The 13,740-nt window shown below is 57.0% G+C and carries 12 protein-coding genes; 5 read left to right on the top strand and 7 right to left on the bottom strand.

Annotated elements, in window-relative coordinates:
• Positions 1-67: 67 nt before the first annotated feature.
• The 4 genes from M2433_RS19845 to nirB all read right to left on the bottom strand — a co-directional run bounded on the left by M2433_RS19845 (position 68) and on the right by nirB (position 4,731).
• The gene (locus M2433_RS19845; protein ID WP_008503029.1) at positions 68-238 is read right to left on the bottom strand and encodes a YhfL family protein; all 171 of its coding nucleotides are present in this window, start codon (positions 236-238) and stop codon (positions 68-70) included.
• A 143-nt stretch (positions 239-381) separates the two neighbouring features.
• A complete protein-coding gene (gene cysG / locus M2433_RS19840; RefSeq protein ID WP_429056516.1) occupies positions 382-1,755 on the bottom strand; it encodes a siroheme synthase CysG in 1,374 nt (457 codons plus the stop codon).
• A gap of 109 nt (positions 1,756-1,864) precedes the next feature.
• Positions 1,865-2,191, bottom strand: coding sequence for a nitrite reductase small subunit NirD (gene nirD, locus M2433_RS19835; protein ID WP_429056519.1), 327 nt, complete (start codon positions 2,189-2,191; stop codon positions 1,865-1,867).
• Positions 2,188-4,731: a nitrite reductase large subunit NirB gene (gene nirB / locus M2433_RS19830; RefSeq protein WP_429056522.1), complete on the bottom strand. Its 2,544-nt coding sequence runs from the start codon at positions 4,729-4,731 to the stop codon at positions 2,188-2,190. Before nirB ends, nirD begins: the two co-directional genes overlap by 4 nt.
• Positions 4,732-4,970: 239 nt before the next feature.
• Between nirB and M2433_RS19825 the strand changes: the two genes are divergently transcribed.
• Positions 4,971-6,287 carry a cytosine deaminase gene (locus M2433_RS19825; protein ID WP_429056525.1) on the top strand — a complete coding sequence of 439 codons (1,317 nt, stop codon included), beginning with the start codon at positions 4,971-4,973 and terminating at the stop codon, positions 6,285-6,287.
• 3 nt (positions 6,288-6,290) lie between these two features.
• Here the strand turns inward: M2433_RS19825 and tsgA are convergent, their stop codons facing one another.
• Complete coding sequence (gene tsgA / locus M2433_RS19820; protein WP_059311244.1) at positions 6,291-7,475, bottom strand: MFS transporter TsgA; 1,185 nt, start codon at positions 7,473-7,475, stop codon at positions 6,291-6,293.
• A 278-nt stretch (positions 7,476-7,753) separates the two neighbouring features.
• On the opposite strand from tsgA, the gene ppiA reads away from it, so the two are divergent.
• The 4 genes from ppiA (at position 7,754) to argD (ending at position 10,918) form a co-directional block, all read left to right on the top strand.
• Complete coding sequence (ppiA, locus tag M2433_RS19815) at positions 7,754-8,326, top strand: peptidylprolyl isomerase A (RefSeq protein WP_429056528.1); 573 nt, start codon at positions 7,754-7,756, stop codon at positions 8,324-8,326.
• Between the two features lie 106 nt (positions 8,327-8,432).
• On the top strand, positions 8,433-9,017 hold the full coding sequence (locus tag M2433_RS19810; protein WP_429056531.1) for a putative adenosine monophosphate-protein transferase Fic: 585 nt from the start codon (positions 8,433-8,435) through the stop codon (positions 9,015-9,017).
• A gap of 30 nt (positions 9,018-9,047) precedes the next feature.
• The gene (gene pabA / locus M2433_RS19805) at positions 9,048-9,611 is read left to right on the top strand and encodes an aminodeoxychorismate synthase component 2 (RefSeq protein WP_429056534.1); all 564 of its coding nucleotides are present in this window, start codon (positions 9,048-9,050) and stop codon (positions 9,609-9,611) included.
• An 86-nt stretch (positions 9,612-9,697) separates the two neighbouring features.
• Complete coding sequence (gene argD, locus M2433_RS19800) at positions 9,698-10,918, top strand: bifunctional acetylornithine/succinyldiaminopimelate transaminase (protein WP_429056537.1); 1,221 nt, start codon at positions 9,698-9,700, stop codon at positions 10,916-10,918.
• Here argD and M2433_RS19795 read toward each other — a convergent pair.
• Entirely contained in the window at positions 10,915-13,002 is a 2,088-nt protein-coding gene (locus M2433_RS19795) for a YccS/YhfK family putative transporter (RefSeq protein WP_429056866.1), read from the bottom strand. The genes argD and M2433_RS19795 overlap by 4 nt on opposite strands.
• Before the next feature lie 57 nt (positions 13,003-13,059).
• The gene (crp, locus tag M2433_RS19790) at positions 13,060-13,692 is read right to left on the bottom strand and encodes a cAMP-activated global transcriptional regulator CRP (RefSeq protein WP_000242758.1); all 633 of its coding nucleotides are present in this window, start codon (positions 13,690-13,692) and stop codon (positions 13,060-13,062) included.
• Positions 13,693-13,740: the final 48 nt, after the last annotated feature.

Here is a 13,740-nt window from a genome sequence, read left to right as displayed (position 1 = left end):
CATCAGGCTGCACTTCTCCAAAACTAAAAAACCGGGAAGCCCCGGTTTTTTTACGCCTGTAAAACGCTTACTGCTGTGCTGCCGGTCCGCAACCACCGATGATCTTCGAAATAGAGATCGCCGGGTGCAGCAGGTAATCGTAGCTGCAGTTATTTTTGGTGTTTTGAACGTGACCGGTGCAGGCCGTCAGAGTGGATAACAGGCCGACCAGAACGGCGGCTTTTGCCAGTTTGAACATACGCATTCCTTGTCTTTAAAACGAAAATTGGATGTAACTCAAGGGAATAAAGGGAAAATTTCCACTTCGGGGCGGTATGTTATCGACAGCGGTAAGAGGGGAGTAGTCCGCTTAAGGACTACTCCGGTGAGAAGGAATATGCGTTAGTGATTCGAGAACCAGTTGAGTTTATCGCGCAGTTCAACCACGCGGCCAACCACAATCAGCGCCGGGCTTTCGACCTGCTGCGCCAGTTCGCCTAACTGCGTCAGCACCCCATCCACCACGCGCTGCGTAATGGCGGTACCGTTTTCGATCAGCGCGACGGGCATATCTGCCACCATGCCGTGTTCCAGCAGTTTCGCCTGAATAGTCGCGGCCTGATTAAGCCCCATATAGAACACCAGCGTCTGCTTTTCGGCGGCCAGGTTGTGCCAGTCCAGCTCGCTGCCGGTCTTCAGGTGGCCCGTCACCAGACGCACGCTCTGGGCGTAATCCCGGTGGGTCAGCGGAATGCCAGAGTAAGCTGAGCAGCCGGATGCCGCCGTAATCCCCGGCACTACGGAGAAGGGAATACCCGCGTCGCACAGGGTTTCCAGCTCTTCGCCTCCGCGACCAAAGATAAACGGATCGCCCCCTTTCAGGCGCACCACGCGTTTTCCCTTTAGCGCCTCGCGCAGCAGGATCTGGTTAATCTCTTCCTGCGGAACGCAGTGGTAGCCCGCGCGTTTGCCGACGAAGACGCGGTCGGCATCGCGACGCACCAGGTTCATGATGTCATCAGAGACCAGACGATCGTAAACCACAATATCCGCCTGCTGGATCTGCTGTAGCCCTTTCAGCGTCAGCAAGCCCGCATCGCCAGGACCTGCGCCCACCAGCACCACTTCGCCGCGATGGTCCAGCGGTTCGGAGAATAGCTGCGCCGTTGTCTCTTCAACCGCTTTGCTGTCCTGATTCGCCAGCGACTGCGCCAGCCTGTCGTTCACGAAGAATTTTTCCCAGAAGCGACGACGCTCGCCAACGGTCGCGAAGGTTTGCTTCACCCGGGAACGCAGCTGCCCCGCGTAGTGGGCAATCTGACCGAGGTGTTGTGGCAGTATGGCTTCGAGCTTTTCCCGCAGCAGACGCGCCAGAACGGGCGAGCGGCCGCCGGACGATACCGCGATCATCAGCGGTGAACGGTCGATAATCGACGGCATGATAAAGCTGGCTTCTTTCGGCGCATCCACCACATTGCAGAAGATACGGCGCGCTTCGCAGGCGTCGCTGACGCGCTGGTTCACTTCATCGTCGTCCGTCGCGGCAATGGTCAGCCAGCAGGTATCCAGCAGGGATTCATTAAACTCCCCCTGCTCCAGCGTAAGCATCCCTTCCTGCGCCCAGACGTCAAACTGGGGGGCGAAGGCAATGGCGTTGACGGTCAGTCGGGCGCCAGCCTCTAACAGCAGGCGCGCTTTGCGCTCAGCCACGTCGCCGCCGCCCACAAGCAGGCAGTCGCGGTGGCGTAATTGACAAAAAATCGGCAGGTGATCCACGACATTACCTCGCAGCATTCATGGAGGGGGTAAGAATTGACGTCAGGATAACAGCAGGAATCGTACAGAACATACGACTTTCCTGCCGCTATCCCTAAAAGGGCGGAGGTTAGCCTTTAAGTTGCACCTTGCCGTCCTTCACGCGGGCGTCGTAGTGCTTCACGGAGAAGCTTTCATCTTCCATGCAGTACCCGTCGCTTAAACGGAAACGCTGCTTTTTCAACGGGCTGGCAACCCACAGTTCACCCTGATGTTCCGCAATCAGTCCACGGGAGAGCACGCTGGCCTCGAAGAACGGGTCGATATTGCTGATGGCAAAGACCTGCTCATCGTGGCGAGGGCGGAAAATCGCAACCTGCTCGCTGCCCAGCAGCGCGCACACGCCGGTTGCCGGGATAATGTCGTTAATATCGCAAATGTTTATCCACTGGCTCATGCGTTTTCCTCCACCAGCGTGACCGGAATACGTTCATACGGCGTTGCGGGGCGATGCTGTTCACGCTCTGGCACAACCTGTACGTTCGGGTCGCGCTGGGTGCTGTTGATAAAGTGTTTGAAGCGGGTCTGTGCCGCCGGGCTATTAACGGTTTCAGTCCACTCGCAGATCACCGCCGCGCGCAGGCGAGCCATCTCGGCTTCCAGATGTTCGTTCAGGCCCAGCTTATCGTCGATGATGACCGACTTCAGGTAGTCGATTCCGCCTTCCAGATTATCGAGCCAGGAGGCCGTACGGGTCAGCTTATCGGCGGTACGGATGTAGAACATCATGAAGCGGTCGAGATACTGAATCAGCGTGTCGTGGTCGAGATCCGGGGCCAGCAGGTCCGCGTGGCGTGGCTTCATCCCGCCGTTGCCGCAGACGTACAGGTTCCAGCCTTTCTCGGTGGCGATGATCCCCACGTCTTTACCCTGCGCTTCCGCACATTCACGGGTACAGCCGGAGACGCCGAACTTCATTTTGTGCGGCGTACGGATGCCTTTGTAGCGGTTTTCCAGCTCCACGCCGAAGCCCACGCTGTCGCCCACGCCGTAGCGGCACCAGGTGCTGCCCACGCAGGTTTTCGCCATACGCAGCGCTTTGGCATACGCGTGGCCGGTTTCGAAGCCCGCTTCAATCAGCTGACGCCAGATTTCCGGCAGGTCGTCCTTCTGCGCGCCAAACAGGCCGATGCGCTGGGAGCCGGTGATTTTGGTGTACAGGTTAAATTCACGTGCAATGTGGCCCACGGCCACCAGCCCTTCCGGCGTAATTTCGCCACCGGCAGAGCGTGGAATAACGGAGTAGGTGCCGTCTTTCTGAATGTTCGCCAGGAAGTTGTCGTTGGTGTCCTGCAGCGGCGTATGTTCCGGCTTGAGCACGTACTCGTTCCAGCAGGAGGCCAGCAGTGACCCGACGGTCGGTTTACACACTTCGCAGCCGTAGCCCTGGCCGTGTTTCGCCAGCAGTTCGTCGAAGGACTTAATCCCTTCCACCCGGATCAGGTGGTACAGCTCCTGGCGAGAATACGAGAAGTGCTCGCACAGGTTGTTGTTCACTTCGATGCCCTGTTTTGCCAGCTCGGCGTTCAGCACCTGTGTGACCAGCGGAATACAGCCGCCGCAGCCGGTACCGGCTTTGGTTTCCGCTTTCAGCGCCGCCACGGTGTGGCAGCCTTTGTTGATGGCTGAAATCAGCATGCCCTTGGTGACGTCGAAGCAGGAGCAGATCTGCGCGCTGTCCGGCAGTTTATCCACGCCGATAGAGGGCTTACCGCTGGAGGCGTGCGCCGGCAGGATCAGCGCGTCCGGGTTCTCCGGCAGTTCAATAGCGTTCAGCACCAGCTGCAGCAGATTACCATAATCGCTGGTGTCGCCCACCAGCACCGCGCCGAGCAGGGTCTTATTATCCTGGCTGACGATCAGGCGCTTATACACTTCTTTGCTTTCATCGAGGTAAACGTAGCTGCGAGCGCCAGGCGTGCGGCCATGCGCATCGCCAATACCGCCAACGTCCACGCCCAGCAGCTTCAGCTTGGCGCTCAGGTCCGCGCCTTCGAAGGCGTTTTCGGTGCCGAGGATATGGTCCACGGCAACCTGCGCCATTTTGTAACCCGGCGCTACCAGACCATATACGCGGTTGTTCCAGCTGGCGCATTCGCCAATCGCGTAGATATCGGGGTCGGAGGTCTGGCAGGTATCGTTAATCATGATCCCGCCGCGCTGGGCGACGGCCAGACCGCACTGGGTCGCCAGCTTGTCGCGCGGGCGGATCCCGGTGGAGAAGACGATGAAGTCAACTTCCAGCTCGCTGCCGTCGGCAAAGCGCATAGTTTTGCGCGCCTCGGTGCCTTCCTGGACGATCTCTTTGGTGTTTTTGCTGGTGTGAACCTTTACGCCCATGCTTTCGATTTTACGACGCAGCTGATCGCCACCCATGTGGTCCAGCTGTTCGGCCATCAGCATTGGGGCAAATTCGATGACGTGGGTTTCAACGCCGAGGTTTTTCAGCGCGCCTGCGGCTTCGAGGCCTAGCAGGCCGCCGCCGACTACCGCACCACGGCGGCTTCGACGTGCGCAGGACTCAATGGCGTTGAGATCTTCAATGGTACGATAGACGAAGCAATCCTGAGTTTCTGAGCCTTTAATCGGTGGGATCCACGGATAGGAGCCCGTCGCCATAATCAGCTTGTCGTAAAAAACCGTACGGCCGGCGCTGGAGTGGATCACTTTTTCCTGACGGTTGATGGTGATAGCGCGTTCGCCCACCAGCACTTTTACGCCATGCTTCTCGTAGAAACCTTCGCGCACCAGAGAGAGCTCTTCGGCGGTATGATGGGAGAAGTAGGAAGACAAGTGCACACGATCGTACGCCTTGCGGGGTTCTTCACAGAACACGGTAATATCGAACTGCTCAGCATCGGCTTTATCGAGAAGATCCTCAATAAAGCGGTGGCCGACCATGCCGTTACCGATGATAGCGAGTCTGACTTTGCTCATTATTGCCTCGATTTCTTTTCTATTACTGCCTACCTTAACGATTCAGCAGGGGCGCTTATTGATGCAAATCAAATACGTCTTCGCCTACCCCTTAGGTGGTATGCGACTGATTTGTCAGGATTTTTATAAGTGGCGGAAATCGCAGGCTTTTCGTGTTCGTTGAATTTGTGTACAAATCAGGGGCGGTTTTGCAAAAATCGATACGCCTGAATATCAGCTGCGTTTTTTAGGGGAAAGGTATGTCTACAACACCGTTATGGCTTGTTCAGAATGTTCGTTTACCGGGTCGGGAAGGGCTGTGGCAGCTTGCCATTGAGAACGGGCGATTTGGTGACATCACCCCAATGGACGACACCCATGCCGAAAGTTATGAAGTACTGAATGCGCGCGGTGGGCTGGCTATTCCCCCGTTCATCGAGCCGCATATCCATCTTGATACCACCCAGACGGCGGGCGAGCCGAACTGGAACCAGTCCGGCACGCTGTTTGAGGGCATTGAGCGCTGGGCAGAGCGCAAGGCGCTGCTCAGCCATGAGGATGTGAAAGCGCGCGCCTGGAAAACACTGAAGTGGCAAATCGCCAACGGCATTCAGTTTGTCCGCACCCACGTGGACGTCTCCGACCCGACGCTCACCGCCCTGAAGGCGATGCTGGAGGTGAAGCAGGAAGTTGCGCCGTGGGTGACGCTGCAAATCGTCGCGTTCCCGCAGGAGGGCATTCTCTCTTACCCGAACGGCGCGGCGCTGCTGGAAGAAGCGTTGAAACTGGGGGCTGATGTGGTGGGGGCGATCCCACACTTCGAGTTCACCCGCGAGTACGGCGTGCAGTCGCTGCATATCGCGTTTGACCTGGCGAAGAAATATGACCGCCCGCTGGATATTCACTGCGACGAAATTGACGACGAGCAGTCGCGGTTTGTCGAGACGGTGGCGACGCTGGCATATGAGGCCGGTATCGGCGAACGCGTGACGGCCAGCCACACCACCGCCATGCACTCCTATAACGGCGCTTACACCTCGCGGCTTTTCCGCCTGCTGAAGATGTCGGGAATTAACTTCGTCGCTAACCCGCTGGTCAACATCCATCTGCAGGGGCGCTTTGACGACTATCCGAAGCGTCGCGGTATCACCCGGGTGAAAGAGCTGCAGGAAGCGGGCATTAACGTCTGCTTCGGGCATGACGATGTGTTTGATCCATGGTACCCGCTCGGAACTGGCAATATGCTGCAGGTACTGCACATGGGACTGCACGTCTGTCAGATGATGGGCTATCCGCAAATCGACAGCGGCCTGAACCTGATCACCCATAACAGCGCCCGGACCTTCGGCCTGAGTGATTACGGCATTGAAACGGGAAACCCGGCGAATCTGATTATTCTGCCTGCGGAGAGCGGGTTTGAAGCGGTGCGCTGTCAGGTGCCGGTGCGCTGGTCGATTCGACAGGGGCGCGTGATTGCCACCACGCAGCTGGCGCAGACCTGGATCCAGATGGATATCGGGGGAGAAGAGGTGAGCTTTGCCAGAAACAGCCCCTCTGCCGAGCGCAAAGGGGCGTAGACGTTAGTGAGACGCCGCTGCCGCGTTGTGCTGGCGGTGGCGGGTCACGAAGCCCAGAACGAGGCACATGATGAACACCACGGCATACAGGCCGTTCGCGGTGTGCAGGGCGGCCAGCGGACCGCTGTGGGCGACGATCGGGCCCGTGACCACGAAGGTCAGCATGGTGCCGATAGTGCCGCAGGTCAGGACGAAGTTAACCAGCTTCGGCGAGGCCACTTTGGTCTGCAGAGAGCCCAGGGTAATGATCGAGGTGTAGATCGCGCTGGAGAAGAAGCCCAGGGTCAGAATGAACCACGGCATGTGCTCCGGAGAACCGTTGATGAACAGATACATCAGCACGGTGGCCAGGCCCGCCAGCACGGTCAGAATACGCTGCAGGTCGAAGAAGCGCAGGATGAAGCTAAATGCCCACATGCCGAACATGTAAGACATCCAGAAATCGCTCACCAGCTTACCCGCGTCGTTCAGGCTCATGCCCAGGCCTTTCGCATACTCCGGTACCCAGGAGATAAAGCCCAGCTGGCCCAGGATGTAGCACAGGGCGGCAATGGAGAGGAACAGCACGCCGATGCCCCATTTCTCTTTCGCGACGGGTTCTGCGGTAGTCTGCGCTTTTTTGCCCAGCACCGGGAACTCACAGCCGAAGGTCAGAATAAAGATTGCCACGTAGACCAGGCCGATGCAGGCATACACCCAGTACCACTCAATGCTGCGGGCCAGCAGAACGGCGGCGACCATCGGGAAGATCATTCCGGCCATGCTGAAGAAGGAGTCGGTAAACAGCAGGCGCGCGCCGCGCTGGCGGCCTTCATACATATGGGTAATCAGGAAGGTCCCGATCGACATGGTGATACCGCTGACCAGACCGAGCACGAACATGGCGGCGGAGAACAGGGCGATGCTGTGGCTCAGCATCAGTCCCGCCACGGCGGCGAGCATCAGCACAAAGCCAAAGCGCAGCTGCGTTTTCAGTGGCACGATTTCCATCAGCCAGGCGTTCAGGAAGATGGAGATCAGGATCCCCGCGTTGAGGAAGGTGAAGGTGTTACTCATGCTGGAAACGGGCAGTTGGAAGTAGTCTGCGATGTTTCCCATCACCATCCCGGTGACGATCACCAACGCGCCGGTCAGGGCGTAGGAGAAGAAGCTGATCCATGTGAGCTTGATGCGATTGCTGTTAGTCATGTCTGGCCTGTTCAGAAAAAGAAAAGCGCCGATCGGGCGCTGAGAGCGGGCAGATTTTAGACATTAAAGTGATCTATTCATATCTTTTAAGAGAAATTAGAACTTCATTGCAGGTTTTTATGTGATCGTGATCACATAAAAGGGCGCAAATACCAATCGTTTGCGTGGTTACAACTGTTTCAATTTCGTAAAATTAGGTAAAAGGCTGGTCTCCGTTCATACTGCTCTTTAGAATCAAGCCATTCGCTTTTTATACTGCGCTTTGTTAAGGAATTCTCATGCTCAAATCAACACTGGCGGCTGTCGCAGCTGTGTTTGCTCTTTCTGCCGTTTCCCCTGCTGCGCTGGCAGCAAAAGGAGACCCTCACGTTCTGCTGACCACCTCTGCCGGGACCATTGAGCTGGAACTGAACAGCCAGAAAGCCCCTGTTTCCGTGAAAAACTTCCTCGACTATGTGAACAGCGGTTTCTACAACAACACCACTTTCCACCGCGTGATCCCAGGCTTTATGATTCAGGGCGGCGGCTTCAACGAGCAGATGCAGCAGAAACAGCCAAACCCGCCGATTAAAAACGAAGCGGACAACGGCCTGCTGAACAAGCGCGGGACCATCTCCATGGCGCGTACGGCGGATAAAGACAGCGCGACCAGCCAGTTCTTCCTCAACGTGGCCGATAACGCCTTCCTGGATCACGGTCAGCGTGATTTCGGTTATGCCGTTTTCGGTAAAATCGTGAAAGGGATGGACGTGGCCGATAAGATTTCTCAGGTGCCTACCCATGACGTCGGCCCGTACCAGAATGTGCCGTCAAAACCAGTGGTTATCCTCTCCGCGAAAGTGCTGCCGTAATCTTCTTAAATACGGGCGATCCTCGCCCGTATAATTTAGCTCTCCCTGCGAAAGCGCGTTTTGCTGCTTATACTTGTGGCAAACGGACTATTCAGGGAGGCGTTAAGTGAAAAAACTCACCGATAAGCAAAAATCCCGTCTCTGGGAGCAGCAGCGTAACGTCAATCTTCAGGCCAGTTGTCTCCTTGAAAAAGGTAATGGTCCCTCAGAACCCCATATCGAGACGCTGGAGCTTGGGCCTCCCGCGCCCGGATTACCCCATCTGTGCCTTATTCATCGACACCTGTATCGCAGTGAGATGAAGGAGGCAGGCGAATTCCGTACCGACGATATTTTTAAAGGTGATATTCCGTTCTGCCATTTCGAATACATCGAGAAGATGGGTAATGAGCTGATGGCAGCGCTGGAAAGCGAGAAGTATCTGGTTGGCCTTCAGAAAGCGGCATTTATTGACAGGATTAGCCACTATTACTGCGAAATCAATATGCTGCATCCCTTTATGCGCGGCAATGGTATTGCCCAACGCGTTTTCTTCGAGCAGTTGGCCATTCATGCGGATTATGCCCTGGACTGGCGCGATATTGATCCCGAGCAGTGGGTTGCCGCTAACCGAAGCGGCGCAACGGGTGATTTGACCGCGCTGAGCGCGATCTTTGCCAAAGTAGTGAGCGAAGCGCGGGAATCTGAGTAGAATAGGGCGGCATTTTTTTCGGGAGCCGCCATGATTCTGCTGATTGATAACTACGATTCCTTCACCTGGAACCTTTACCAGTATTTTTGTGAACTGGGTGCAGAGGTGGTTGTCCGCCGCAACGACGAGATCGAGCTCGCCGATATTGAGGCGCTGGCTCCGCAGAAAATCGTGATTTCACCCGGGCCGTGTACGCCGTCGGAATCGGGCATTTCTCTGGATATCATACGGCATTATGCCGGCAAGCTGCCGATTCTGGGCGTCTGCCTTGGCCATCAGGCGATTGCCCAGGCGTTTGGTGCCACCATCGTGCGCGCCGCGAAAGTAATGCACGGCAAAACCTCGCCGGTCACTCACGTCGGTACCGGAGTATTCACGGGGCTTAATAACCCTTTAACCGTGACGCGCTACCATTCGCTGGTGATTGACCCACCGACGCTGCCTGACTGCTTTGACGTGACCGCCTGGAGCGAGTCGCAGGAGATCATGGGAATTCGTCACCGCGAATGGGATCTCGAAGGCGTGCAGTTCCACCCGGAAAGCATCCTCAGCGAACAGGGGCACGCGCTGCTGGCAAATTTCCTCAATCGCTGAATAACTGTTGCCTTGCTGTGATTTTTTATGCATATTTTGTGATTATATTTTCACAATCAATGTGACATAAAATGGATGGGCATGACATGGCAACTGAACAACCAGCAATTACCCGCGCGACATTCGATGAAGTGATTCTGCCGATTTATGCACCGGCTGAGTTTATCCCGGTGAAGGGGAAAGGCAGCCGCGTCTGGGATCAGCAGGGTAAAGAGTATGTGGATTTCGCGGGCGGGATTGCGGTAACGGCGCTCGGTCATTGCCATCCTGCGCTGGTGGACGCGCTGAAAACCCAGGGCGAAACCCTGTGGCACACCAGCAACGTGTTCACCAACGAACCGGCGCTGCGCCTTGGCCGCAAGATTATTGATGCCACGTTTGCCGAGCGCGTGCTGTTTATGAATTCCGGCACCGAAGCCAATGAAACCGCCTTCAAGCTGGCGCGCTACTACGCCACCACGCGCCACAGCCCGTACAAAACCAAAATTATTGCTTTCCACAATGCCTTCCACGGGCGCTCCTTCTTTACCGTCTCCGTTGGCGGTCAGCCGAAGTATTCCGACGGCTTCGGCCCGAAACCGGCAGACATTGTCCACGTGCCGTTTAACGATCTGCATGCGGTGAAAGCGGTAATGGACGACCACACCTGCGCGGTGGTGGTCGAGCCTATTCAGGGCGAAGGCGGCGTGACGGCGGCCACGCCGGAATTCCTGAAAGGGCTGCGCGAACTGTGCGACGAGCATCAGGCGCTGCTGGTCTTTGATGAAGTGCAGTGCGGAATGGGGCGTACCGGGGATCTGTTTGCCTACATGCACTACGGCGTGACGCCGGACATCCTGACCAGCGCCAAAGCGCTCGGCGGCGGTTTCCCGGTCAGTGCGGTGCTTACCACTCAGGATATTGCCTCCGCGTTCCACGTGGGCTCTCACGGCTCTACCTACGGCGGCAACCCGCTGGCGAGCGCCGTGGCGGGTGCCGCGTTTGATATTATCAATACGCCTGAGGTGCTGAACGGCGTTAGCGCGAAGCGTGAGCTGTTCGTGAAGCATCTCCAGCAGATTAACGATGAATATGATGTTTTCAGCGAGATCCGCGGCATGGGGCTGCTGATTGGCGCCGAGCTGAAGCCGCAGTTCAAAGGCCGCGCGCGTGATTTCCTGCACGCCGCCGCGCACGAAGGGGTGATGGTGCTCAATGCTGGACCTGACGTGATGCGCTTTGCGCCGTCGCTGGTGGTGGAAGATAAAGATATTGAAGATGGATTAACCCGCTTTGCCGCGGCGGTCGCGAAGATCGTTAAAGGCTAATACTCGGTTCGCTTTAACCGGCGCGTTAACCAAATCCCGTGATGCGGGCGCTGACGCCATGCCACCGACGAAATGGTGTGCATGGTGTTCAGATGCCCCAGAACGCGCTGCAGATGCTGCTCAAGGGTGCTCATTGGCCCGTGGGTCAGTGTTTCAGGCGCTTCCAGAATATTCGAATCTCCCGATTCACCGGGCGAGTCATACTCCAGACGCTGCTGACACCTCTGCAACGCAATTTCACACGACTGCAAATAGCGCTGCGCCAGATCCGGCGTCAGCATCGTGTGCTCGCGCGCCAGCGTGGTCATGGCGTTAATGTGCTCGACGATAAACTGGCTGTGCGTCACCCAGAGCTTCATGTCCGCCAGATAGTGCGAGTTAAAGCCCGGTTCCTGCATCGCCTGGTTGAGCGAGTTAAACAGGGCGTTGTGCGCCTGGTTGACCTTCATGCGCTGATAAGCCAGCGGGGAGGGCTGCGGGTCGTCGCTCAGGATCAGGCGAATGGCCTGCTGGTCGGCCTCCAGCGCGTCGTGGGCGTTTTGCCTGAGTAGCCCGCTTTGCCACTGTGGCCACAGCCAGACCATGCCGCCAAAGGCAATCAGGCAGCCGATGAGGGTATCAATCAGCCTGGCGACAATAAACTGTTCTCCATTGAGCGTGAGCAGTTGCAGGGTATATACCGCCGTCACCGTAAAGCCCACCATCGCCCAGCCGTAGTTTTTGCGGATTATCAGGTAGCTCACCAGCGTAATCGCCAGCATGCCAGCCAGGGTATAGCCTTCCGGCACGTGGAAGTGCAGCGTCACGCCCGCAATAATCAGCCCGGCCATCGTGCCGCCCGCCCGATGCAGAATACGCACCCGCGTGGCGCCGTAGCCGTTCTGGGTGACAAACAGCACGGTCATTAAGATCCAGTAGGGTTTCGGCAGATGCAGCGCCATGCCCATCAGGCTGGCGGTACTGAGCATAACGCTAATCCTTGCGGCGTTGCGCAGGGCGGACGATTTCAAAGACAGATAGCTTCTGAGCGCGGGCAATAACGGCAGCCGCTTTTGCTTATCCGCCATTAGATCGCGAGGATAAAGCGGGCGCTGAGTTCGCAGCACGCGGGCGATGCGGCTGAAGTGCCAGGCGGCAAACTGGCCAACCGGGTTATCCGGATGCTGGCGGGCGATTTTCTCCAGCGCGCCGAGCTGTTTTTCCATGTTAAAGCGCGTGGGGTAGCGGTGGTAGAGAATGTCGTCAGCCAGGACCCGCAGACGTGCCGATACGGTCTGCGCGTTCCAGCGGATCACCGCTTCGGCGTGGCTGCGCTCGACCAGCTTTTGCACCTCCTGCGGGTGGTGAAGGCTAACGGAGATATGTTCCTGCAGGTCCAGCCCGACCTGGAAGGTGCGCAGCAGCCGTTTGTATTCGTGATTCTTGTTGGCGGCGAGCATATGCAGCTGCTGATAGCACTGGCTTATCAGATCCACCACCTTTTGCTGGCGCGTCAGCAGCGGCGGCAAGGATTTTTCCGGATCGGTATGCTGGGTGAGCAGGGTGTATTTGGCTTCGCAGTAATCCGCCAGCTGCACATAGAGCAGGCTCAGGGATTCGCGCAGCGGCTGTTCGCGCCACAGCCAGAACCAGAACCAGTTGAACAGCCCGTACCACAGCGTCCCCAGAGCGTAGATCAGCAGCGGCTCCCACACCGGCATATTCCCGGCGAGGCTCAGCGTGAAAATGGCCGCAATTAGCGAGGCGGGAAGCAGGCGGGCGTGCAGCGAGCTGATTTCGGCGGTGACGCCGAGGGTCATGGCCAGCACGGTCAGGATCAGCGGCAGCGGGATGTCCCGGGCAAGCAGAAGCTGCACGGCGAGGCTACAGCCTGCGAACAGGCAGCCGCCAATAGTCAGGCGTTTGAAGAAGCGCTTATGCGGCGTGTCCAGACCGGCGATGTTGCAGCAGGCGGGCACGAGAGAAAACAGCAGGCCTTGCTGAAGGTGTCCGAGGATCAGGCCCACGGCCACGGGAAGACACAACACCAGCGTTTGTCGCAGTGCGTAGTTAACTTCCGGGTGATAGATCAGCCTGCGCCACATGGGGAGTAGAGACAAAAACGGCGTGACACCCTGGGGTGACACGCCGTTTAAGCGGAATTAACGCGTTCCGTAGACCACGATGGTTTTACCGTGGGCGGAGATCAGGTTTTGATCTTCCAGCATTTTCAGGATACGGCCCACTGTCTCACGGGAACAACCGACGATCTGACCAATTTCCTGACGGGTAATTTTAATTTGCATGCCGTCCGGGTGGGTCATTGCGTCTGGCTGTTTCGCCAGGTTCAGCAGCGTTTGTGCAATACGGCCAGTCACGTCCAGGAAGGCGAGGTTACCCACTTTCTCAGAGGTGACCTGCAGACGGCGCGCCATCTGGGAAGAAAGACGCATCAGGATGTCAGGGTTAACCTGAATCAGCTGACGGAACTTCTTGTAAGAAATTTCAGCCACTTCACATGCTGTCTTTGCACGAACCCAGGCGCTACGTTCCTGGCCCTCTTCAAACAGGCCCAGTTCACCGATGAAATCGCCCTGGTTCAGATAAGAAAGGATCATCTCTTTCCCTTCTTCATCTTTGATCAGCACTGCCACCGAGCCTTTAACGATGTAATACAACGTTTCCGCTTTTTCACCCTGGTGAATCAGCGTGCTCTTCGATGGGTACTTATGAATGTGGCAATGAGACAAGAACCATTCGAGAGTCGGGTCTGTTTGCGGTTTGCCAAGCACCATGCGCTGTTATCCTCTGTTATAAGCTGTCACCAGAGTCATCAGATGCAT

This window comes from Enterobacter sp. AC1 (assembly GCF_050434705.1).
GTDB lineage: Bacteria > Pseudomonadota > Gammaproteobacteria > Enterobacterales > Enterobacteriaceae > Enterobacter > Enterobacter cloacae_L.
This window is presented reverse-complemented; position numbering and strand designations above follow the sequence as displayed.

Excerpts from the sequence above, each read along its gene's own strand:
- argD (WP_429056537.1), top strand. The coding sequence starts at position 9,698 with ATGGCAACTGAACAACCAGCAATTACCCGCGCGACATTCGATGAAGTG.
- pabA (WP_429056534.1), top strand. The coding sequence starts at position 9,048 with ATGATTCTGCTGATTGATAACTACGATTCCTTCACCTGGAACCTTTAC.
- tsgA (WP_059311244.1), bottom strand. The coding sequence starts at position 7,475 with ATGACTAACAGCAATCGCATCAAGCTCACATGGATCAGCTTCTTCTCC.
- M2433_RS19795 (WP_429056866.1), bottom strand. The coding sequence starts at position 13,002 with ATGTGGCGCAGGCTGATCTATCACCCGGAAGTTAACTACGCACTGCGA.
- ppiA (WP_429056528.1), top strand. The coding sequence starts at position 7,754 with ATGCTCAAATCAACACTGGCGGCTGTCGCAGCTGTGTTTGCTCTTTCT.
- M2433_RS19845 (WP_008503029.1), bottom strand. The coding sequence starts at position 238 with ATGTTCAAACTGGCAAAAGCCGCCGTTCTGGTCGGCCTGTTATCCACT.
- M2433_RS19825 (WP_429056525.1), top strand. The coding sequence starts at position 4,971 with ATGTCTACAACACCGTTATGGCTTGTTCAGAATGTTCGTTTACCGGGT.
- nirD (WP_429056519.1), bottom strand. The coding sequence starts at position 2,191 with ATGAGCCAGTGGATAAACATTTGCGATATTAACGACATTATCCCGGCA.
- crp (WP_000242758.1), bottom strand. The coding sequence starts at position 13,692 with ATGGTGCTTGGCAAACCGCAAACAGACCCGACTCTCGAATGGTTCTTG.
- nirB (WP_429056522.1), bottom strand. The coding sequence starts at position 4,731 with ATGAGCAAAGTCAGACTCGCTATCATCGGTAACGGCATGGTCGGCCAC.